The 21,840-nt window shown below is 45.6% G+C and carries 20 protein-coding genes; 16 read left to right on the top strand and 4 right to left on the bottom strand.

The genetic code is table 11. From position 1 onward, the window contains the following. Positions 1-10 precede the first annotated feature (10 nt). On the top strand, positions 11-1,165 hold the full coding sequence (locus MKZ09_RS05855; RefSeq protein WP_076207774.1) for a phosphodiester glycosidase family protein: 1,155 nt from the start codon (positions 11-13) through the stop codon (positions 1,163-1,165). A gap of 324 nt (positions 1,166-1,489) precedes the next feature. Here MKZ09_RS05855 and MKZ09_RS05850 read toward each other — a convergent pair whose 3' ends face one another. Further along, positions 1,490-2,395 (bottom strand): GNAT family N-acetyltransferase, encoded by a 906-nt coding sequence (locus MKZ09_RS05850; RefSeq protein ID WP_076207683.1) that lies wholly within the window; start codon positions 2,393-2,395, stop codon positions 1,490-1,492. A 539-nt stretch (positions 2,396-2,934) separates the two neighbouring features. Here MKZ09_RS05850 and MKZ09_RS05845 point away from each other — a divergent pair. The 11 genes from MKZ09_RS05845 (at position 2,935) to MKZ09_RS05795 (ending at position 13,958) form a co-directional block, all read left to right on the top strand. Further along, on the top strand, positions 2,935-4,053 hold the full coding sequence (locus MKZ09_RS05845; protein WP_076137728.1) for an IS4 family transposase: 1,119 nt from the start codon (positions 2,935-2,937) through the stop codon (positions 4,051-4,053). Positions 4,054-4,570: 517 nt separating this feature from the next. Beyond that, a complete protein-coding gene (locus tag MKZ09_RS05840) occupies positions 4,571-4,933 on the top strand; it encodes a hypothetical protein (protein ID WP_076208509.1) in 363 nt (120 codons plus the stop codon). Between the two features lie 139 nt (positions 4,934-5,072). Then, positions 5,073-5,771 carry a response regulator transcription factor gene (locus tag MKZ09_RS05835; protein WP_076138722.1) on the top strand — a complete coding sequence of 233 codons (699 nt, stop codon included), beginning with the start codon at positions 5,073-5,075 and terminating at the stop codon, positions 5,769-5,771. Next, positions 5,768-6,766 (top strand): sensor histidine kinase, encoded by a 999-nt coding sequence (locus tag MKZ09_RS05830; RefSeq protein ID WP_076208510.1) that lies wholly within the window; start codon positions 5,768-5,770, stop codon positions 6,764-6,766. Before MKZ09_RS05835 ends, MKZ09_RS05830 begins: the two co-directional genes overlap by 4 nt. A gap of 239 nt (positions 6,767-7,005) precedes the next feature. Next, the gene (locus MKZ09_RS05825; protein ID WP_036679832.1) at positions 7,006-7,776 is read left to right on the top strand and encodes an ABC transporter ATP-binding protein; all 771 of its coding nucleotides are present in this window, start codon (positions 7,006-7,008) and stop codon (positions 7,774-7,776) included. After that, entirely contained in the window at positions 7,751-9,697 is a 1,947-nt protein-coding gene (locus tag MKZ09_RS05820; protein ID WP_076208511.1) for an FtsX-like permease family protein, read from the top strand. The genes MKZ09_RS05825 and MKZ09_RS05820 overlap by 26 nt, the downstream gene beginning before the upstream one ends. A gap of 144 nt (positions 9,698-9,841) precedes the next feature. Then, the gene (locus MKZ09_RS05815; RefSeq protein ID WP_076208512.1) at positions 9,842-10,798 is read left to right on the top strand and encodes a helix-turn-helix transcriptional regulator; all 957 of its coding nucleotides are present in this window, start codon (positions 9,842-9,844) and stop codon (positions 10,796-10,798) included. Positions 10,799-10,903: 105 nt separating this feature from the next. After that, entirely contained in the window at positions 10,904-11,362 is a 459-nt protein-coding gene (locus MKZ09_RS05810; RefSeq protein ID WP_076208513.1) for an SRPBCC domain-containing protein, read from the top strand. A gap of 226 nt (positions 11,363-11,588) precedes the next feature. After that, on the top strand, positions 11,589-11,843 hold the full coding sequence (locus MKZ09_RS05805) for a FeoA family protein (RefSeq protein WP_036679839.1): 255 nt from the start codon (positions 11,589-11,591) through the stop codon (positions 11,841-11,843). Next, entirely contained in the window at positions 11,840-12,571 is a 732-nt protein-coding gene (locus MKZ09_RS05800) for a FeoB small GTPase domain-containing protein (RefSeq protein ID WP_038568974.1), read from the top strand. The genes MKZ09_RS05805 and MKZ09_RS05800 overlap by 4 nt, the downstream gene beginning before the upstream one ends. Next, on the top strand, positions 12,549-13,958 hold the full coding sequence (locus MKZ09_RS05795) for a nucleoside recognition domain-containing protein (protein ID WP_076208514.1): 1,410 nt from the start codon (positions 12,549-12,551) through the stop codon (positions 13,956-13,958). Before MKZ09_RS05800 ends, MKZ09_RS05795 begins: the two co-directional genes overlap by 23 nt. 1,173 nt (positions 13,959-15,131) lie before the next feature. Here MKZ09_RS05795 and MKZ09_RS05790 read toward each other — a convergent pair. Together MKZ09_RS05790 and MKZ09_RS05785 are read right to left on the bottom strand one after the other, a co-directional pair. Further along, positions 15,132-15,827 carry a hypothetical protein gene (locus MKZ09_RS05790; RefSeq protein WP_076208515.1) on the bottom strand — a complete coding sequence of 232 codons (696 nt, stop codon included), beginning with the start codon at positions 15,825-15,827 and terminating at the stop codon, positions 15,132-15,134. 200 nt (positions 15,828-16,027) lie between these two features. Continuing rightward, positions 16,028-17,437: an aminotransferase-like domain-containing protein gene (locus MKZ09_RS05785; protein ID WP_076130628.1), complete on the bottom strand. Its 1,410-nt coding sequence runs from the start codon at positions 17,435-17,437 to the stop codon at positions 16,028-16,030. 168 nt (positions 17,438-17,605) lie between these two features. Here MKZ09_RS05785 and MKZ09_RS05780 point away from each other — a divergent pair, with 168 nt between their 5' ends. From MKZ09_RS05780 to glpX, 4 genes are all read left to right on the top strand, one after another. Continuing rightward, entirely contained in the window at positions 17,606-18,538 is a 933-nt protein-coding gene (locus MKZ09_RS05780; protein WP_076208516.1) for a DMT family transporter, read from the top strand. Between the two features lie 154 nt (positions 18,539-18,692). Beyond that, positions 18,693-19,337 (top strand): helix-turn-helix transcriptional regulator, encoded by a 645-nt coding sequence (locus tag MKZ09_RS05775; RefSeq protein ID WP_081394446.1) that lies wholly within the window; start codon positions 18,693-18,695, stop codon positions 19,335-19,337. A gap of 12 nt (positions 19,338-19,349) precedes the next feature. Next, positions 19,350-20,156 carry a pyruvate, water dikinase regulatory protein gene (locus MKZ09_RS05770; protein WP_038568970.1) on the top strand — a complete coding sequence of 269 codons (807 nt, stop codon included), beginning with the start codon at positions 19,350-19,352 and terminating at the stop codon, positions 20,154-20,156. 44 nt (positions 20,157-20,200) lie between these two features. Further along, entirely contained in the window at positions 20,201-21,196 is a 996-nt protein-coding gene (gene glpX, locus MKZ09_RS05765; protein WP_076208518.1) for a class II fructose-bisphosphatase, read from the top strand. Between the two features lie 89 nt (positions 21,197-21,285). Here the strand turns inward: glpX and MKZ09_RS05760 are convergent, their stop codons facing one another. Further along, positions 21,286-21,837: a general stress protein gene (locus MKZ09_RS05760; RefSeq protein WP_038568969.1), complete on the bottom strand. Its 552-nt coding sequence runs from the start codon at positions 21,835-21,837 to the stop codon at positions 21,286-21,288. Between the last annotated feature and the right edge of the window lie 3 nt (positions 21,838-21,840).

Here is a 21,840-nt window from a genome sequence, read left to right as displayed (position 1 = left end):
ATTGTTAATGATGAAAAAGCTAGGGTCCACTCTGTTTCTTACCTTCTTACTGCTCATTCCACTTGTCGCCACTTGCCCATCCACTGTTGGTGCAACACCAGTTCCTAAAAACACCGTCTATGTGGACAAGAATAACCATTCATACATACCACTGCGTCTCTTAAATAGCTTCACTGGTATACAGTCTGTATGGAATCCTAACGAAAAACGTATAAGCATTACGAATGCAGACTCCACCATTACGCTTACATTAGGTCAAACCGCTGCGCTCGTCAATGAAAAGTCGGTTACACTAACTGATCTTGCTTTCAGTGATAATGGCACGGTATATATCCCGTTGTCTTTTATCAGTACAACGCTTGGCATTCAATTAACTTGGGATAAGGAAGCCTCTTCATTAACCCTTAAGAGTAATGATATTGCAACCACTGTTCCTGTACAGTCCGGCGCACTAATCAAAGCGGATTCGTCACCAGTTGTCAGCGCTAGTAAAACCTTCAAGGTTGGCGGCAGATCCTTCAAAGCCCAGACAGTTACAGTGTCCCTGCTGCATCCTAAGGTGAAACTTGATGTCGTACTGGCTGGAAATACGGTTGGAAAAGTGGAGGACCTAAGCAGTCTGGCTAAACGTAATAATGCCGTAGTTGCCATTAACGGAACATTTTTTGATGCCTATACAAAAGGAGCATACAAAGCTCCATACGGCTACATTGTCAGCGGCGGAAAAATGCTTAAAAACAGCTCCGGGGATCGCCGGACGATTTTCACCTATGACAGCAACCATCTGGCGACACTGATTCCTGGGCTGGATTTCACAAGCCGCTTCGCTTCCGGTTCTATGGAAGGAGCTCTTCAAGCCGGTCCGCGTCTTCTTGTGAACGGTAAGGTATCCCTTAATGTCGCGGCAGAAGGCTTCAAAGATCCGAAAATCTTAACCGGCGGCGGAGCACGCAGCGCGCTCGGATTAACACGCGACCATAAGCTCATTCTGCTGACCACTGGTGGAGCCACCATCCCACAGCTGGCAGAAATGATGAAGCAAGCTGGAGCGTATCAAGCCATGAATCTGGATGGTGGTGCATCCAGCGGGCTCTACTATAACGGCAAATATCTTACGTCCCCTGGGCGTCAGATCAGCAATGCGATTGTAGTCAAATATCAATAAAATCTCCTGGGCAGACGATTAGTTGCGAGCGCTGAGCTTTGCGATTTGGCTCAGCTACAGCTACTGCTCGGCTTCGGCTTCGGCTTCGGCTACGGCTACGGCTACTAAGAATATTGTACAAAGTGCAATCAGAGGTAGTTTGCAGCGCATAATTGCTATGGCGGTATAATTGCTGTGCGACGTATGAGATTACTATGCAGCATATGATTGCCGAGCTTAACCCAAAAATCCCCTTGATGACTTAACCATCAAGGGGATTTTTCATAATATATTGCCAGTTTAGGTACTGCTGACAGATTCAGAGTTGGGGGCAGCCGGAGCAACTTAATCTGTGTGACCTGAATATTCCCACACCTGCAACCAAACTTCTGTAGTAAAGCCCAATTTCTCGTAGAAAGGCTGCATCGAACCTACATAAACTTTACTAGCTCCGAGTTGTTTTAAACGGTTAAATCCTTCGTGTAGGACCGCCCGTCCCAATCCCAGCTTTCGATAATTAATGGATGTCCCTACAGGCTCCAGAATACCAATTCTATTGCTGCTGTCCCAAAAAATATTACAAAAGGAAACCACTTCACCCGCGTCATTCACAACGCTAAGATCGAGCTGCGGATTATAGCTTGGAGCGTTACTCATATTCCCATAATGCAGCAGCGTGAGCTCTGCCTCCGCCGTTTCTGCATAGTCGAAGGCCATAATATGTCCGAGCGCTTTTGCAGTAACCTCGATCTCATCTCCGCTGCAAATTCTGAAGCCAGAGGGGAGCTCCACAGGAAATTGCTTATCCAATCGCAAGGAGTTTACGCTTTCCTTACCACCCGTTTGATGATACCCCCTCTTACGAGCAACCTCTGCCGCAGAAGTCATATTTTCCGGTATTGGCACATACAGCTCTACGTAACCACCGTTCTCTTCCTCAGCTTTTTGTTCAGCAAAAGCGAACATTTCTTCAAGTAATTTTTCCGGAGGATTCATCTCAGCACACTGAAAATAGAACCCATCGTCCCTGCATACTACAGCTGCAAGCTCTCCATTCTCATACTCCCATAAGCCCACTTTTTGTTCCCATTGCTCCAGCGTTCCACTTCTCGTCTCCTGAAAAAAAACAACAAATTCCCAGCGGTCTATAAGCCAGGTATTTGGAGTCTTTAGCTTACTGTAACTTTGTATAAGAAAATGACGTACCTTTAGCAGATCTTCTGAACGGTAGCTTCTAAAATTAATGTTCATTTTCCGCGCCCCTCTCTTTAATTTCATATTAAGGGGGATGCAAAATGAAGCATATATCATAATTAGTTATTATTATTTTATACTACCGAATATGATCCGTACGTTCACAAAACAAACATTTCTTGAGTGGAAATTGTGAGCTCCACACATCCGTTAACTGCATTTAGTGCAACTATTTCCTCAGAATGTTACTTAAAAAAATAGTTAGTTGTATTTCGTGCAGCTAAATTTCTGGTTTTCCTTTAATTGCACCGAATTCACCCTTTTTAGTTGCACGAAGTGCAATTAAACGGCTTCTAATGAGTATCTACGCAGAAATAAGTGTATAAAGTGCAATTAGAGAAAGTTTTGGAGTGGGCGGTCTTCTTCCGGAGGAAATAGTCACTGATCAAGTATTTTCAAGCGATAATTATGAGCTCCACACATCCGTTAACTGCATTTAGTATAGGCCTGTTGATTAACCAATAAAAGGTAGAAAAAAGGCCGCTCATTCGGTAAAGTGTTTGTACCCCTACAAACATCCGAAACGAGGCGACCTCATGAGAAAGTCTACTTCATTATCAAATATTCTGCAATTGGTGATTCCCGAGGAAAAGATACTCCATCTTCTTAAAGAGCTGAAGTATATTGATGTGGCAAGAAAGTTTACGGTATATGATTTGTTTCTATTTTTGGGCGAAGCTGCCTTCCAGCAGTGGGATGGATACCGGGACGGAGAACAGCGGATGGCCCTTTGTGGGCAACGTTCTGTAGATCATTCTACTCTCTCCAAAAAAGCCAAAGACGTTCCTTTTGAATTATTCAAGCGTTTGCTGGATCTCATGATTGGGTTGTGTAATCGAAAGACTCGGCGTGTACTTGGTATTCCAAAAGAGTTGCTGGTCGTTGATTCTACCACAATTACGGTAGGTTTGGGACGACTGCCTTGGGCTCCACACAAAGGTCAAAAAGCGGGTGTTAAGCTACACGTAGGGATCGTTGGAGACCACGGCGAATTGCACAGAGTCACCGAAACGACGGGATATGAACCTGATTTGAAGAGTTGCCCAGACTTATTGGACTGGAGATATATTTTGGTAGCAGACCGAGCGTATGGCAAGCATAAGGGATTTGACAACTATCAAGAGCAAGAAAATCGGCAATATTTTGTAATTCGCCTTCGTGACAATACGACCTTCCAGAATCCGATCCCAAGAGAACGAAAAAGCCCTTTTACGGGAACGATTGAACAGGATCTGACCTGCCAATTAGGTAAGACAAAGGCGCTCACTCAGAACAGGTTTCGGGTGGTGATCCTAAAAGATCCGAAAGACAATCCCGTCATTCTCGCTACAAATCTGCATTGGCATTCAGCCGAACGAATCGCAGATATCTACAAGAAACGGTGGCAGATTGAGGTCTTTTTTCGTTGGATCAAGCAACATCTCAACATTCCGAAATTATTTGGAACAACGCCAAATGCAGTGTATGGACAGTTGTACACGGCGTTACTCATTTATGTTTTGCTTAAATTCCTGTTTGAGCAAGGAAATACAGTTGTGCATGGAAGCGCTAAATTGACATTCGCCGACTTTGATCGGTTATTTACTTTACAAACTTTACCACCGGAGTGGAGGATTTATTTAGCTAATGCAGTGTTTTTTCCTGCCATAATTTAGCTAATCAACAGGCCTGCATTTAGTACAACTATTCCTCAGAATGCTCATTCAAAAGTTAGTTTAGTTGTATTTCGTGCAGTTAAATTTCGGGTTTTCCTTTAATTGCACCGAGTTCACCCTTTTTAGTTGCACGAAGTGCAACTAAACGGTTTCTAATGACTATCTACGCTGAAATAAGTGTACAAAGTGCAATTAGAGTAAGTTTGTTGAGTGCGCGATCTTCTTCCGGAGGATGTACAAAGTGCAATTAGAGTAAGTTTTGGAGTGGGCGATCTTCTTCCGGAGGAAATAGTCACTGATCAAGTATTTTCAAGCGATTTTTATGAGCTCCACACATCCGTTAACTGCATTTAGTACAACTATTCCTCAGAATGCTCATTCAAAAGTTAGTTTAGTTGTATTTCGTGCAGTTAAATTTCGGGTTTTCCTTTAATTCCACTAGATTCACCCTTTTTAGTTGCACGAAGTGCAATTAAATGGCTTCTAGGGACTATCTACTCAGAAATAAGTGTACAAAGTGCAATTAAGTCTGGATAATCCGCTTGAGCTAAATCTGGATTGCATAGATCTAGATCGGTTAGATTTTAGATCAGTTAGTTTTGGATCGATTAGCGGTAGATCGGTTAAAGTTGGATCAGCTAGAGCTATTCAGCTAGAGCTAGGTCAGCTAAAGCTAGGTCAGCTAGAGCTAGGTCAGCTAGAGCTAGGTCAGCTAGAGCTAGGTCAGCTAGAGCTAGGTCAGCTAGAGCTAGGTCAGCTAAAGCTAGGTCAGCTACAGCTAGGTCAGCTACAGCTAAGTCAGCTAGACTTGGATCAGCTAGAGCTAGATCAGCTGAAGCTAGGCCAGCTACAGCTAGGCCAGCTAGGCCAGCTAGGCTAGGCCAGCTAGGTCAGCTAGACTTAGATCAGCTAAATTCACCTTGATAAATCTAGGTGGATTCTTAAGTTGATCATTAGTACTCTTTTTGCATAATTTTCCTTGTCCATGTTACTGTATAACTGAACAAAGGAGTGAAAATATGGAGACGATTCTAATCATAGAGGACGATGCCAAGCTGGCAAGCTTGCTGAGCACGTACCTATCGAAATATGGGTTCCGTACAATTATTGTAGAGGATTTCAACAGGGTGCTGGAGACTTTTAATGAAAGCTCGGCTGACCTTATCTTACTGGACGTCAATCTGCCTAAATATGATGGGTTCTACTGGTGCCGCCAGATCCGTTCCCTCTCACTCTGCCCGATTCTGTTCATTTCTGCACGGGATAGTGGAATGGATCAGGTGATGGCGCTTGAGAATGGTGGGGACGATTATATCACTAAACCTTTTCACTATGAGGTTGTACTTGCCAAAATCCGCAGCCACATACGTAGAGCATACGGTTCATACTCACAGACTCAAGAAGAGCATAAACTCCAGTCTGGAGGTTTAATCCTCTATCCTGAACGATATATGATCCAATACGACGGGCACACGAGTGAGCTAACCCAGAAGGAAGCGGTTCTACTGGAAGCTTTACTGCTTAAGGAAGGACGAGTGGTTAACCGGGAGCTTCTGCTCGATCTCATGTGGAAAGATCAGCATTTCATAGATGACAATACATTAAATGTCTACATAACCCGTGTCCGCAAAAAGCTCAAGGATCTCGGTCTTGGCGACATTGTGGAAACCGTAAGAGGCGCTGGCTATCGGCTTAATGTCTCTAAGGATACGCCATGAGACTTTTTTGGAGAGACCAGATCTCACTGATCCTATTCTATCTGCTTCAGATGCTGCTTATCCCTTTGCTGTATTGGCTGTCTGGTGAGAACAGACCTATCTCTATCATGCTTTATGGAATCGCCTTGAGTACCGTAGTTCTACTGCTATATCTAGGCTACCGATACGTTCAGCACCGGAGATTGTATGCAGCATTAAGCGAACCTATGGACATGCTCCAAAAACATCTTGTTTCCTTAGGAGACACTCCTCTTTCAGAAGCTATCCATGAGTTATTGCAGCTGATTGACCGCCAGTATCAGGAGCAAGTGAATGCGCATGCGCGCCAGATGGATCAGCATATCGTATTCATGAATCGCTGGGTTCATCAAATGAAGACCCCGCTCTCTGTAATTCAGCTTACGCTAAAGGATCTTGAAGAGGAGGCTGCCGCAAGTATTCAGGAGGAACTGGAACGTCTGCGCGGAGGGCTGGAGATGGTCATCTACACTTCAAGACTTGACCGATTTGAAAATGATTTTCAAGTTGAACCGTTACTTCTGCGCAAAACCGTTAGTAAGGCGGTAGCCGAAAATCGCAGACTATTCATACGCCGGGGCATAAAAGTAGATGTACAGGTGGATGCCAATCTAGCAGTATATAGCGATGCCAAATGGTTAATGTTTATGCTGGCCCAAATCTTAACTAATGCCGTAAACTATACCTCCGGTTCTGGCAAAACCGTTACCCTCTCAGCTCAGCGTGTGGGCACCGACACTATTCTGGATATTACCGATCAAGGGATCGGCATTTCTCCTGAGGATCTGAAGCGGGTCTTTAATCCCTACTTTACGGGTGACCGCGGACGACATTATCATGAATCGACAGGAATGGGACTGTATCTCGTCCGGGAGATTTGCAACAGGCTCGAACACAAGGTGGATATTCAGTCCCGGCTCGGGGAAGGAACCCGCGTGCGGCTTATTTTTAGCAACAGTGATCATCTACAGAAATAATATTGAGGGGACTTCGTCGTCATTATTCATGGCTTTGAAGCCTCCTTCTTCTTTATAGGCTACTTATCTCTCAACCCATTCTCCACAATGAGAAAAGCGAACATAACCTTAACTTCTCTGTAAGGAAACCTTAAGGTAAATCCATAGCAGCTAATCTCTCGATCTTATAAATTATATACATAACCCGTTCCACGAATAAGGCGGATGAAATCATTTTTTTATTGGAAGGAATGAATGATATGAACGTATTGGAAGTCAAAGGACTTCATAAGGTATACCCCGGCAAAATAGTGACCCAAGCCCTCACCGATATTCATCTTAATATTGAAAAAGGTGAATTTGTCGGAATTATGGGACCGTCTGGTAGCGGTAAAACAACACTGCTCAATATGGTATCCACAATCGACCAGCCGTCCTCTGGCGAAGTGAATATCAATGGCAGCAACCCTTATCTTTTGAATAAAAAAGAGCTCGCCCACTTTCGCCGAAAACAGCTAGGCTTTGTGTTTCAGGACTTCAACCTGCTTGAGACGTTAACCGTCGCCGAAAATATTGTGCTGCCCCTGACTTTGGATAACCGTAAGCTCTCACAGATGGAGATCTTGCTTCAAAGAGTCGCTGAACGCTTAAACATTACCGATATTCTGAGCAAACGCACCTATGAAATTTCAGGGGGACAACGTCAGCGGACCGCAATTGCCCGGGCGATCATCACCTCTCCTTCGATTATTTTGGCCGATGAACCTACGGGTGCGCTTGACTCCAATTCTTCGCGGATGGTGATGGAATCGCTGGAGGATATTAATCACAAAGAAGGCACCACGCTAATGCTCGTAACACATGATCCACTGGCAGCGAGCTACTGCAACCGAATTGTTTTTATAAAAGACGGCAAACTAGCAGCGGAAATTCATCGGGGAGATAACCGTCAGGCCTTCTTCCAAAAGATTATCGACACACTTTCGTTCTGGGGAGGGAATAGTCATGAACTTTCCTCAATTCGCGTTTAATAATGTACGCCGTAATTCGCGCGCTTATTTTGCTTTTTTCTTAAGCAGTGCTTTTATGGTCATGATCTTTTTCTCTTATTCAGTCTTTATTTATCACCCTAGTATTACGAACATCGCGCTGGGTGCGAATTCAGCCTCCGGCATGCAAATTGCTTCTTACATCGTATTTATCTTTGCGTTCTTTTTCGTACTATATTCGATTAGTGCGTTTCTGAAAATGCGTAATCTGGAGTTCGGCATACTGATGATTTTAGGCGCACGCCCTGGCCAGATCAACAAGCTGATTCTTATAGAAAACATGCTGATCGGACTGCTCTCTATAGTAACAGGTGTGTCTTTCGGCATGCTTTTATCCAAATTATTCTTGCTGCTAAGCACGACAATTATGGGCATGGAGCCACTGCCCTTTTATTGGCCAATGAAGGCGTTAATGATTACTTCTATCTCTTTTATTTCATTATTTCTGGTCATTTCGATCTTCACATTATTGTTCATTCGTAAACATCAAGTTCTTGAACTACTTAAGGGAAATGTTAAACCTAAAAAAGAACCCCGTGTCTCCTTGTTGTTCTCGCTCTTTGGACTTCTGCTGTTGACCGTCGGCGCTCTCGCGATTCGGAAGCAATTGTCCCCGTCCTCACTGTTAGTCGCCGCTGTCACAGGTATCGCTGGAACCTACTTTTTCTATTCTCAGTTATCTGTATTGGGCATTCGCCTACTAAAACTAAGACGCAAACGGTTGTGGCGCGGAACCAATCTGCTGTGGATTTCCGAGATGAGTTATAAAATTAAAGACAATGCAAGAATGCTGTTCCTTGTAACTGTGGTTACCTCGCTTGCCTGCATGGCTTCGGGAATTCTTTTATCGATTAATCAAGCGAACTCAGACCTCTATAAAAAATCCCCATTCGCTGTGAATTATACGATTTATGATCCGAAGGATGAAGCACCAGATTTAGAGCCCATTCACACTATATTAAAGAATGCTAAAGTCGAGTATACAGAAAATAAAGTAGACTTAATCTCTGCTTCCATTCAAGGAATCGATAAGGAAATAATACTTGGAATTGATCTGATCTCCCGCTCACAGTTCAATCAACTGGGCTTACAGATGGATGTATCCGAGGTTGGACCCTTGTCTGAAAAAGAAGCTGTATTACTGCTGAACCCACATATGGATTCACAGAATTATGCTGCTAATCGAGCGATTCATTTGAAGGTTCAGAAAGATGAGGAACTGATGTTAAAAGAATTACGAACACCAAAGGTGCATCCAGTAGATCCAATGGCCACCTCACTTCTAATCGTAGATGACAACTTATATCATAAGATTTCTAATTCAACAGAGAAGTACACGAGACCTTATGTGAAATATCTATACAAAATCCCTGCATGGGACGGTCCTACACCTAATGACAGCTCAGCTGAAGCTGTTGTCACCAGAGACCTCATCCAATGGAATAAAGCTGCTAACAAGGCTAATCATCAATACAGCTCTATACTGGGATCGCGAGTAGACAGCTATCTCTCGACCAAGCAGGGAGCCGCCATGCTTAGCTTTATAGGGATTTTTATCGCTCTGATCTTCTCACTTTCATCGGCCAGCTTTCTCTTTTTTAAGCTTCATACTGAGCTCAATACAGATAAGCAAATGTATAATGCTTTATCCAAAATCGGTTTAAGCACTAAAGAAATGTCAGCTTCTGCTACCAAACAGATTTCGGTACTTTTCTATATTCCGATTATTATTGCCACCATCCAGACTCTTGTCGTGATTCGTCCGATACTGAAACAGATTAATATCACAAATGTAACTGTGCCCGTGCTTACTACATCAGCTGTATTTCTGGTTGTGCAAACTATCTATTTCCTTATTGCGAGATCACGTTACATTCATAGTCTCAAGAAAATAATGGTGTAACGACATGTCGAAAAGAATCATAACCCTGGATGTACTTCGCGGCTTGGAACTTATGTCAGCACCAAAAGGTTCTCTAGCTGATCATTAGGCAATTTGCTATAGTTAGTGAGCTATTAATTAATGAAGCAAGGAGGTTCTTGATTTATGTCCAAGGCTGATCACATGTTATCCATTCTCTGGATGCTCAAGCAACGGGGAAGAACCGCCGGGGAACTAGCAGAAGCGCTAGAGATCAGTGTCCGCTCTGTCTATCGTTACATCGACGCGTTATGCATCAGTGGCGTACCCATTATCGCGGATAGTGGACCTGGTGGTGGCTATAGCCTTCCGGAGCATTTTTCCGAGGCCCCGTTATTCTTTGACTCCGACGAACAGCGTTCCCTCCTGCAAGCCGCCTCCTTTGCGCGGGGAACTGGATATCCTTATGTAGAAGCTCTAGATCAAGCAATCGCCAAACTGAAACGATACAGCAATGCGCAGCAATTAGAACAGATGGAGCGTCATGAGGGCGGGATAGAAACCATCCACTCCCCTGCTGTGCCGCTTCCCCACCTGCTGCAAGAGCTTGAATTAGCGACGGCGAACGGACATACCCTCCAGATGGAATATCGGAAGGGAAACGGGGAGACAATTTCTTCCCGCGCTATTGATCCTTATGGACTTGTACTGTGGAAAGGGCAGTGGTACACCGTTGCTTATTGCCATCAGAGGCAAGGAATTCGGTCTTTCCGAGTCGATAGAATGACTGAACTGAAACGTACAGAAGCTGTGTTTGCCCGTCCTGCTGGCTTCTCTGCACGTGATTTTTTGTTAAAAAGCTTGCTGCCCACACCAAATACTCCAGAGAAACTCATAGCAGTAGTCATCGCCGCCGATGAAGGAATCCTTAACGATCTATGCAGTCATTGGCTGTTTGGACATACGCTGGTCCAGCGCATTGACGGACAAGCCCGCTTTCAAGTCGATGAGACCTCCTTACTGACTTATGCGCCTTACTTCTTGTTGCCTTATGGATCAACACTACGAATCCTAGAGCCTTTAGCTCTGAAACAAAAGCTGTCCGCTATAGCTACCGATCTGGCAGCTTATTATAAAACTTAAAATGATTATTTTAGGATCACTGACCGTAGTTGTCAGTGATCCTTTTGTATAGTGTAAATAAGTCTAAGGGAATAAATGATTGTACAAACCAAGGAGGAATAAGGAATGAAAGAACTTCACTATGAATTTTATATTGGCGGAACACCTGAGCAGGTATGGGAGACTTTGATCTCTCCCGAAGGTACTAAACAGATTTACTACGGGAGTGTAATCCAATCCACCTTTAAAGAAGGCGAATTGCTGGAATACGTTGGTCCCGGTGCAGATGGCGATGAAACGATACATGTATATGGGACTCTGCTGGAGTTCACTCCACAAAAAGCGTTTCGTTTCACGCATAAGGTCGGCCCCTCCTATCATAAGGGTACAGAAAGATATGAATCGCGTATATCTTGGCTGCTTGAACCGGTGGGTGGAACTACTAAGCTTACGCTTATCCACGATGAATGGCATCCTGATGATCCTTCATATGCTGGCAGTATCAACGCCTGGTGGCAGGTTCTGAGTAATATTAAAACCTTGGTCGAGACCGGACTTACACTTGATTTTGGCAGCTGGTCGTAATTTTACTGCTAATTTGGAATTAAGCTCAACCCTGCGGAAAAGAGCGTACAAGCCCTCTTTCGTCAGGGGCTTTTTTTGCTTAATTTTATTTTGCCTAAGGGAAACATTCTTGTTGCAGGGACAAAGTTGTTACCATATACTAATGTTGTGCCAGACTACAAGAAATGTTCTAATACACAAAATAAAAACCATAGGCGGTAAAAATATAAATGAAAGAAGGGATCTCATGACTGGAACAACTATTCCTTTATCAGAAGCTGCAAAGGGTAGCACGCTGCGCATCAGCGACATTGAAGTCCAAGGTGTGCTTAGAAGAAGATTACTGGACCTCGGGTTCGTAGTCGGGAATATCGTAGAGGTGTTGCGGCGTAGTCCATTAGGAGATCCTATAGCTTTTCGGGTAAGCAATACGACCATTGCACTGCGTAGAGAAGAAAGTTCTTTAATATTCGGAGAATTAATTGGAGGTGTAGAAGCATGAGTCAGTTCACCGTCGCTTTTGCAGGCAATCCTAACACTGGAAAAAGCACACTATTCAACCTGCTAACCGGCATGCGACAGCATACTGGAAACTGGGCAGGTAAAACCGTCATTACTGCCGAAGGCGAATTCAAACACAATAACCATTCATACCTCGCGGTAGATTTACCAGGAACGTACTCCCTATACTCAAATTCCGCGGATGAAGAAGCGGCTAGAGATTATATTATTTTTGAACAGCCAGACGTGACACTTGTAGTGCTTGACGCTACTTCGCTGGAACGTAATCTCAATCTTGCCTTGCAAGTGCTGGAGATTACCGGACGGGCGGTTGTCTGCATCAACCTCATTGATGAAGCACGTAAGCTGGGCATCGACATCAACCTGAAGAGTATCTCCAAACGTCTCGGCGTACCCGTCGTTGCGATATCGGCACGCAATAAAATCGGGATCGATGCCTTATTGGATCAAGTGGAGCGAGTGGCTACAGGCGCATTCACAGCGCAGCCGTTGCGCATTAGTTACAACGAAGAGATCGAACGGGGAATTGCCGAGCTTACACCATTGGTAGAGCAAACCATCGGCACCAAATATCCCGCTCGCTGGATTGCACTGCGCTTATTGGACGGTGATGACAGCCTGCTTACTTCACTCAAAGAGCATATGAAAAGCAAGGATTTACCCGAAGCAAAGGAGGTCATCGGCCATGGAGTCACTGCCTATCACTAAGGGATCTGACGCTCTAGATTCCCTATTGTCCACCGCAAAAAAGCTCGCTGACGGCGGAGCCATTCGGGATGAGATTGTCAGTGGTATATACGGGGTATCTGCAGGCATCTGCGGGGATGCAGTTACTTATCGGGATAAGAAGAAACTGAACAGCACTTATAAGCTGGATAATATCGTGACCTCCAAAATTTGGGGTTTTCCCATCATGCTCGCCATTCTCGGTGTCGTATTCTGGATTACGATTGCCGGGGCTAACTACCCTTCTAGCTGGCTCGCTTCCTTCTTTGGCTTCATCGAAGGGTATCTGACAGCGGGATTTGAAGCTCTCCATGCCCCAGCTTGGCTGCACGGCGTGCTTGTGCTTGGCTTGTATCGAGGCACCTCATGGGTAATCAGTGTCATGCTGCCACCAATGATGATCTTTTTCCCCGTATTCGCGTTGCTTGAGAATTTCGGGTATCTGCCACGCGTAGCTTTTAACATGGACCGACTGTTCAAAAAATCAGGTGGTCATGGCAAGCAAGCTTTAACCATGTCCATGGGCTTCGGCTGTAACGCGGCCGCTATCCTCTCCACACGAATCATCGAATCGCCGCGTGAACGAATGCTGGCTATACTGACCAACAATTTTGTCCCTTGCAACGGCCGCTGGCCCACGCTGATTTTATTGTCTTCCTTATTTATGGCAGGAGCCGCTACGACAGGCGCGCTTCGTACATTCACCACTGCCTCCGTCCTAATGGGAATGGTTCTAATCGGCATCATTGTTACCTTGACTGTTTCCTGGGTCATGTCCAAAACTGCGCTGCGTGGGGTTCCCACACATTACACATTGGAGCTTCCTCCCTACCGCCGTCCACAAATCTGGAAGACCATACTTATTTCCTCCAAAGATAAGTCCCTTAACGTACTTACTCGGGCTATCGTCGTTGCTGCCCCTGCCGGGATTATCACTTGGATTCTAGGAAATCTGTTTATTGGCGGCGATTCTGTACTGAATCATATGGCTGCATTCTTTGATCCGTTCGCAAATTTGCTCGGCATGGATGGCTTTATCATCATGGCCTTTATTCTTGGACTTCCTGCGAATGAAATCGTATTGCCTATCCTGCTTATGGGCTATATGTCCTCAGGCGCTATGGTTGATATCGACAGCTTAGGCAGTATCAAAGATGTCTTTCTCTCACATGGCTGGACCTGGTTGACCGCACTCAACATGATGCTGTTCTCCCTGCTCCACTATCCTTGTGGTACGACACTCGTGAACATTTACAAGGAAACAAAAAGCATGAAGTGGGCCGTTCTCTCAGCAGTCATTCCGCTGGGTATCGCCATCGGAGTAACCTTTGCTGTCGCTCAGCTTGCCCGGTTATTTGGGTGGGTGTGACGAGGGCGAGGTAGGCTTGCGATCTAAACTCAAGTGACATCGTCTAACTTTAACTAACTTTATCTGACTTCAACTAGCTTCAAGTAACTTCAAGTAACTTCACAACTAACTTCAACTGATTTCACAACTAACTTCAACTGATTTCAACTTACATCAACTAACTTCAACTGACTTCACAACTTACTTCAACTGATTTCAACTTACATCGCAAAAACTCATCATTAACTCACTAAATTCACTTTAATCACATCACCCAAATTAACCTTGCTACACGGAATTCACCTTACTTTACCTTACAACATCTAAGGTTCAACTTGCTTCACTTTGCAACACCCTACAATATCTAGAGTTCATCTTGCTTCACTTTGCCACACCAACAATAACTAGAATTTGCTTCACAAAGTCCCGCCCACTTTGAAATCATATTCAGGGAATTTCTCCCTCAGATCCGAACTTTATAGGCACACATTGAACTTATTGCGGAATTTCTCCCTAATAATCGAACTTTATAAGCACACGTTGGACTTTTTGCGGAATTTCTCCCTAATAATTAGCCGATTATAGGCAAAAAGGGCAATTTCCGCAGAATTTTAGGGAGGAATTCCCCAATTATCGCTAATAATGAGTAAAACACGATAAAATCAGGGAGGATTTCCCTAATTATTGATTCTAGATGATTCCGAGCTACACTTGAGTACTAGATCAGCACTAGACCTGCATCGCCCTTCCACACATACAAGCACTAGACCTGCATCGCCCTTCAGCACACACCAGCATTAGCATCAGCACCTTTTCCGCCCACCAACAAATTCCGCCACTGATCCACCAACACAAACTGTCATCGTCCGCCACCCCATATCACACTAGCACTCTCACTAAACTTGCGCCCCCTTCCTTACATACCAGCACCAGCACCAGCACCAGCACCAGCACTAGCACCAACACTAGCACCAGCACTAGACCTACGCCGCCCTTCCACACCTACCAGCACTAGACCCTGCACCAGCCACCAACACAGCCCAACTCCAGTTACTCAAGGTCTTCTCAAACAAATAAGCGGTCGCTCGGATGTTTATCCCGAGCGACCGCTTATTTTATCACAACCCCTTATATACTCTTACGTCCTAACTTGATCCCACCATTACATTACATGACGTGACTCTACAGTTAGAGTCATTTTTTGCGCGTTCCATCATTTCTACGACGGTATAGAACAGCCCCAGCTATAGCTACTAGAACGATAATTATTCCACTAATCCCCACATTAACAAGTGGAAAGGAATCACTGTCCGCAGCGGGGTCCCCCGTTTGATCAGGCTCATTACTCCCTGCTCCTGACTCCGGTGAATTATTCGGGGTTACCTCCGGAGAAGCGGTAGGCGTCGTTGCCGAAATACCCGGCCCCAGCTCTTTTAGATCCACTGAGTCAGCGGTTAGCCGCTTAGTTCGACTGCATAAACTAGCCTCCAGATTACCAGAGTCTCCACCGTCTCTAGCATAAGCATAGACAATGTAACTTTCCCCTTCCACAAACTCAAAGCCGCAGCTTGCAGAAGATAAAGCCGTAGTCAATGTAACTTGGTTTCCCTCGACCCCTTTCCAGCTGGAATCCACCTCAAAGATTACCTTTACTGGATCAGCAGAAGAAATTATGTTCCCCTGAGACGGCTCCTTCATGTCCACTACTTTCCCGACAAAGACAGCTGTACTTTTCTCAAGAGCTTCCAGTGGCTCCGCAGGCATAACACAGGAACAAGCGTAAGTGACTGAGGGCCGCACCGTCAGCAAAGCCGTAAATATTAATAGGACACCTAGAAATATCATCATTGGACTTCGGAAATTGATCTTTCGCACTTTGATCTTTCGCACTTTGATAACCCCCTTCTTTACCTTACAGACGGAGCAAACGTGGAAAGTGTTACAGGAATTCCCAAACAAGTGATACAAGTTTACCCGGGAGCAATTCCCCTAATCCTCTTTTTAATTCCTCTAATCTTCTTCTTTAATTCCTCTAATCCTCTTTAACTCCTCATATCCTCTTCATTAATCCCCCATACCTGCTGTACCACTCACAGACTGTGCGCGATCCCAATCAAACGCTGTATTCCTTCGCGCAGCACCCCTTCGCTTGCAAAGGAATAACTTAGGCGAAGCCTTGACTTCATTTCTCCCAGTGGATCAAATAACTCCCCAGGAACAAAAGCGATCGACTGCGCCATACTTGAAGCAAACAGGCGATCCATCGTAAGATGCTCCGGTAGTTTCACCCATAGATTTAATCCGCCTTGCGGAGTCGTCCATTCCCAGCCAGTTCCCGCCAGCTCCTCTTCCACGATTTCCTTATGCACTTGAAGCGCAATGCGCAGCTTACCGAGATGCTGTTGCAAGCGTGGGGAGGTGTAGTAATGTAGAAATATTTTTTGATTCAGCAGCGGAGTGCCATTGTCCGCGAGTGATTTGGCCGTGATTAGACGCTCCATAAATGGATATCGGCAAGCCACCGCACAGATTCGTAAGCCAGGGGCTACATATTTACTGAAGCTGCTGATATAGATCACCCACCCCTCCGTATCATAAGCAAAAAAGGGCGGCGGCGGCTCCTCATCAAAATACATATCGCGGAACGGGTCATCCTCCACCAGTAAACAGCGATAACGTTCGGCTAGTTCTACCAACAGCTTGCGTTGTTGCACAGGTACCGTGTATCCAGTTGGATTGTGATGCGTTGGATTAATGTAGAACATACGCGGCTTATGCTTTTTCATCAAAGCTTCTACTTCCTCCAGATCATATCCCTCCGGAGTGATCTCTACCGGGACCAACCGTGCCCCCTCCCGGCGAAAAATATCCATAGCAACACTATAAGTAGGCCGCTCCACAAGCACCGTATCCAGAGGACCAAGTACAATCCGGGCAATCAGATTGATCGCCTGCTGCGCACCCGAGGTAATAAGCAGCTCTTCCGAAGTTAACTGCAGCCGATGTTGCTTCCGAAAGTGGTGGCTTAACGTCTCACGCAGCTCGTTATCCCCCTGGACCGAGGCATACGTTCCCATTACCTTGGGATATAGATCGAACACTTTTTTGACATAGTCAGATAGAAAAAGATTCGGCAGCAGCCCCGGATCAATCAGCGCCTGCGAGAACTGATACTTAACTGGCACTCTCTGAATATCAGACAGCGGATTAGTGAGCGCATAAGCCGATACTGCGGCTCCTACTTCAATAGCAGGAAGCGAGATTATGGGTGCCACGTAATATCCTGATTTATCTTTTACATAAACCTTTCCATCCTCCGTCAACCGTCTGTACGCTTTGAATACGGTCAGTCGATGTACCTTAAGCTCCTCCGCCAGCAGCCGTATAGAAGGAAGCTTATCATGTGCGACCCACTCCCCTCGCTCCATGCGATTTAATAGAAATTCATAGACCTGCCGAAACAAAGGATGATTATGCTCCGCTCCCACAACCTTTTTCATCTGGCTACAACTCCTCTCCGAACAACCTTGTAATCATATTGTACACGATTTCTGAATTAATCTGTTCTACTCAAGGCAATCTGTTCTGTCACCTCCCCTATATGATTAACAAAATGCCAGCTTATAAATTTTTATATTTTATAAAGCACAAAAAAGGGGACTTTTAAAATGATCTTATTTGCTTATGCACTTGTATGTCTGATCTTCGGCACGACCTTTCTAGCTATCAAAATCGGCGTAGATGCCGGTGCGCCTCCTTTTTTTTCAGCGGGCTTAAGATTTTTTGTCGCGGGCGCTGTTCTATTCCTATGGATGGTCTGGAAACGTAAAGCCAGCTTCTCCTTGCTGTTGCGCAAAGAAATGTTGTTCACCGGGTCTGCACTAACCTTCGGCACCTTCGCGGGTCTCTACTGGGCTGAACAATATGTTTCTTCAGGGCTTGCAGCTGTACTCTCTGCCACTGGACCGATCATGATCCTGCTGCTCCAAACCTCTATTCTTCGGCAAAAAGCACCCGCCATCTCCCTATATGGCTGCATCATCGGCTTCACTGGCGTACTGCTGCTGGTTCTCCCCAATCTCGCCGTTGATATTTCACCACTGTGGCTCATCGGTTGCGCCGTAGTCCTAATTGGAGAGTGTTGCTATGCTGTAGGTGCGATTTACTCCAAAAAAGTAATTAACAGTATGCCCGAGGTCTCACCGATTGCGCTGAATGCGGCTCAAATGATGTATGGCGGTGCGCTGTTATTCATTCTTTCTTTTGCCACGGAAAAAGTACATCCTGCATTTCTCTTCTCATTCGAGACAGTAGGTTCACTGCTCTATCTCACAGTTATCGGCTCCATGGTCGGCCATACCTTGTTCTACTGGCTCGTAGCTAAGACCAACCCAGTGTTTCCTTCTACCTGGCTTTATATTTCTCCACCGATTGCGGTGGGTGTAGGCTTTTTCTTTTACAAGGAGTCCGTATCTTGGATTACAATTCTCGGAGTGTTCACCATCATTGCCGGAACAATCCTAGTGAATGCTGATGCTTTAAAGCAATTACTGCAAAAAAAGAAGATCAACACTATTGCGTTAAAAAAATCAAATATATGACGTACTATATATTGCATTTATGACCACTATTGCGTATTATATAAACAAGTTAAATTAAACACAGCTAAATATGACTCATATATGAAAGGAGGATTCGCTTAACGGCGCTTCTTTTCTAAAGAGGAATGCCTTTTTATCGGAAGTGGAGGGAATTGTGATCGAACTGACATCACGTCAAATAGAGATTATCGATATCGTTAACAAAAGAGCTCCGATTACCGGCGAACAGATTGCCGAAAGTTTGAATCTTACCCGGCCTACAATTCGCTCGGATCTGTCTGTTTTGGTTATGCTCAAATATATCGACGCCAAGCCGAAGGTCGGGTACTTCCCAGGATTGAAATCATCCAGTCGTCAGGGAAGCGGTTATCTGCTGCAGGAAACGATAGTCAAAGAAATTCAAAGTGTACCTATAGTTATCCGTGAGACCACAACTATTCAAGATGCCGTAGTTACGCTTTTTCTACAAGATGTAGGCACTCTTATTATCTGTGACGAAGAGGGTAAACTCACGGGCGTTGCTTCACGTAAGGATTTCCTAAAGGTAACCTTGGGCAACCCCGGTGCAGTCTCCATGCCCGTAAGCATGGTTATGACGCGCCAGCCCAAAGTGGTCACAACTTCACCGGATGAGCCGGTGCTTGAAGCTGCACATAAGATGATTTTTCACGAGGTAGACAGTTTGCCGGTGGTTGTTCCCAGCGCTGCTGAAGACGGCGGTACAAAACTGGATGTGGTAGGACGTTTAACAAAAACCTCCATCATCAAACTTCTCCTCGAACTTGAAGCCAAAGGATAACAGGAGGAACCCATGAGCATCGAGCAATCTTCCAACTTAATAACGATATGCTCGGATTCTATAGGAGATACGGCAGAGGCTGTCGTGCAGGCCGTTATTCACCAATTTCAGAATCAGCAGGTCACCATTAAAAGATACGGCAATATTAGGCATGAAGACGAGCTACGCAAGCTTATGGAAGAAGCAGCTCAGCATCAAGGTTTTGTCGCCTATACATTAGTGCAGCCAGAATTAAGAGAAATGATCCGCGAGGAAGCGGTACGTCTTGATTTGCGGATCGTTGATATCATGGGCCCTATGATGCAGGCCTTCATTGATACCTTCGACGATGCTCCTCAGCAGCGGCCGGGTCTTCTCCACCAGCTCGACGAGAATTATTTCCGCCGCATAGAAGCTATAGAATTCACCGTCGCCTGTGATGACGGCCGTGATCTGGGTGCCATGCTCAAAGCCGATATCGTTCTGCTGGGCATGTCCCGTACTTCAAAGACACCGCTTAGCATCTTTTTAGCCCATAGAGGAAAAAAAGTCGTTAACTATCCGATTATCCCGGAGATTGGTCCTCCACAAGAACTATTAAGCTTGCCGCCGAACCGGCTTATCGGATTAACCATGAAACCCGAGTACATGCTGAAGGTCCGCTCTGAGCGGCTTAAGGTTCTCGGATTACCGACAGGCTCCCAATATGCAAGTCTGGAGCGGATCACCGAAGAGATGGAATACGCCGCTTCATTGTTCAACAAGCTGGGCTGTCCTGTAATTGATATTACCGACAAGGCTATAGAAGAAACCGCTGGTATTATTATGGGTTATATCTAAATTTAAGTTTACAAAATATATAGAATGCACTGGAGGGAATTAGAATGGAGCGCGAACTGGCCCTTGAGATTGTACGGGTAACTGAACTAGGTGCTTTATCCTCGGCTCGTTGGATTGGGCGGGGCGATAAAAATGCGGCAGATGATGCAGCCACGACTGCGATCCGTTCCATGTTCGATTCTGTGTCCATCGACGGAACTGTTGTGATTGGTGAAGGAGAGATGGATGATGCTCCAATGCTCTATATTGGTGAGAAAGTCGGGAACCAGAAAGGTCCCTCTGTCGATGTAGCCGTCGATCCACTCGAAGGAACTGAGGTTGTTGCCTGCGGCCTGCATAATGCGCAATCTGTTATTGCTATAGCAGATAAAGGCAGCCTGCTGCATGCCCCGGACATTTATATGGAGAAGTTAGCCTGCGGGCCCGAGCTTGCAGGTAAGCTTAGACTCGAGGACCCTGTAGAGATCACTCTGCAAAAAGCCTGCCATTACACTGGCAAATCCCTCTCCGAGTTAACCGTAATGGTGCTGGATCGCAAACGGCATGAGCAGCTGATTAATAGCCTGCGTGAAGCCGGGGTACGAATTAAGCTGCTTGGTCACGGAGATGTCGCTGGCGCTATTGCGGCTGCACTGCCAGACAGCGATGTCGATTTATATATGGGTTCCGGTGGAGCACCGGAAGGTGTTCTTGCTGCCGCTGCACTGAAATGCCTTGGTGGTGAAATGCAGGGCAGATTGCTCCCGGATGGACCCATAGAGCTGCAGCGCTGTGTACGCATGGGAATTGCCAATCCTACGCGAGTGCTACACATGGATGACATGGTTGGCACGGGCGACGTCCTCTTTGCCGCCACGGGTGTAACGTCAGGTGAATTCCTGAACGGTGTCCGTTTCATCGGCAAAGAACGCGCGGAGACACATTCGGTAATCATGCGGGCACAGAGCCGGACGATCCGCTATATCCGCAGCATTCATTTCCTGCCAGGAAAAGAAATACCGGCTGCGCAGACCGTTAGACAAAATGCTGTCTCTCTATAAAACCACAAAAAACAGGCTATCTCACTAGCAGTATCCTTTGCTAGTGAGATAGCCTGTTTTGTTTTTTTACACTGAATGCTAATTGCTTCTTATTTATTTCCAATACGCTCACTCGCTAATGGATCTATATTAGCAACTTTCTCAAAGCGTTCTGCGTTCAGGCTGTTATACTTTGCGAAGATTTGTTTCACTTCTTGCTCCTTCTGCTCGCCTTCCACATCCACCATTACTAGTATATGACCTTCATCCACGTAATTATCGTAGCTCTCTGCTTCCTCTTCAGGAATGCCAAGGCCAATAAGTCCACCGACTAACCCGCCACTGCCTGCGCCTATCGCCGCTCCGGCTAGTGTTGCCGCAAGAGGTCCGGCTGCAATAATAGGTCCAATACCAGGAATAGCCAAAGCGCCAATTCCCATCAGCAGCCCCGTTACTCCACCCAGCAGGCCACCAGTAGCTGCACCAGTAGCCATACCTTCCGGGGCCACGGTTCCCGACTCGTCTCTAAGCGTTTCCTCATCCGCTTTATTTCTCGCGATTATCGAAATATCCTCTGTCCTACAGCCCTGACGCTTCAACTCCTCAATAGCTCGCGAAGCTTCGTATTCGGCAGCAAAGACACCCACTATTCTCTTATTCATCTC

It is taken from the genome of Paenibacillus sp. FSL R5-0908 (assembly GCF_038006245.1).
In the GTDB taxonomy this organism is placed as follows: Bacteria; Bacillota; Bacilli; order Paenibacillales; family Paenibacillaceae; genus Paenibacillus_AQ; species Paenibacillus_AQ odorifer.
This window is presented reverse-complemented; position numbering and strand designations above follow the sequence as displayed.

Excerpts from the sequence above, each read along its gene's own strand:
- MKZ09_RS05855 (WP_076207774.1), top strand. The coding sequence starts at position 11 with ATGAAAAAGCTAGGGTCCACTCTGTTTCTTACCTTCTTACTGCTCATT.
- MKZ09_RS05850 (WP_076207683.1), bottom strand. The coding sequence starts at position 2,395 with ATGAACATTAATTTTAGAAGCTACCGTTCAGAAGATCTGCTAAAGGTA.
- MKZ09_RS05845 (WP_076137728.1), top strand. The coding sequence starts at position 2,935 with ATGAGAAAGTCTACTTCATTATCAAATATTCTGCAATTGGTGATTCCC.
- MKZ09_RS05835 (WP_076138722.1), top strand. The coding sequence starts at position 5,073 with ATGGAGACGATTCTAATCATAGAGGACGATGCCAAGCTGGCAAGCTTG.
- MKZ09_RS05830 (WP_076208510.1), top strand. The coding sequence starts at position 5,768 with ATGAGACTTTTTTGGAGAGACCAGATCTCACTGATCCTATTCTATCTG.
- MKZ09_RS05825 (WP_036679832.1), top strand. The coding sequence starts at position 7,006 with ATGAACGTATTGGAAGTCAAAGGACTTCATAAGGTATACCCCGGCAAA.
- MKZ09_RS05820 (WP_076208511.1), top strand. The coding sequence starts at position 7,751 with ATGAACTTTCCTCAATTCGCGTTTAATAATGTACGCCGTAATTCGCGC.
- MKZ09_RS05815 (WP_076208512.1), top strand. The coding sequence starts at position 9,842 with ATGTCCAAGGCTGATCACATGTTATCCATTCTCTGGATGCTCAAGCAA.
- MKZ09_RS05810 (WP_076208513.1), top strand. The coding sequence starts at position 10,904 with ATGAAAGAACTTCACTATGAATTTTATATTGGCGGAACACCTGAGCAG.
- MKZ09_RS05805 (WP_036679839.1), top strand. The coding sequence starts at position 11,589 with ATGACTGGAACAACTATTCCTTTATCAGAAGCTGCAAAGGGTAGCACG.
- MKZ09_RS05800 (WP_038568974.1), top strand. The coding sequence starts at position 11,840 with ATGAGTCAGTTCACCGTCGCTTTTGCAGGCAATCCTAACACTGGAAAA.
- MKZ09_RS05795 (WP_076208514.1), top strand. The coding sequence starts at position 12,549 with ATGGAGTCACTGCCTATCACTAAGGGATCTGACGCTCTAGATTCCCTA.
- MKZ09_RS05785 (WP_076130628.1), bottom strand. The coding sequence starts at position 17,437 with ATGAAAAAGGTTGTGGGAGCGGAGCATAATCATCCTTTGTTTCGGCAG.
- MKZ09_RS05780 (WP_076208516.1), top strand. The coding sequence starts at position 17,606 with ATGATCTTATTTGCTTATGCACTTGTATGTCTGATCTTCGGCACGACC.
- MKZ09_RS05770 (WP_038568970.1), top strand. The coding sequence starts at position 19,350 with ATGAGCATCGAGCAATCTTCCAACTTAATAACGATATGCTCGGATTCT.
- glpX (WP_076208518.1), top strand. The coding sequence starts at position 20,201 with ATGGAGCGCGAACTGGCCCTTGAGATTGTACGGGTAACTGAACTAGGT.
- MKZ09_RS05760 (WP_038568969.1), bottom strand. The coding sequence starts at position 21,837 with ATGAATAAGAGAATAGTGGGTGTCTTTGCTGCCGAATACGAAGCTTCG.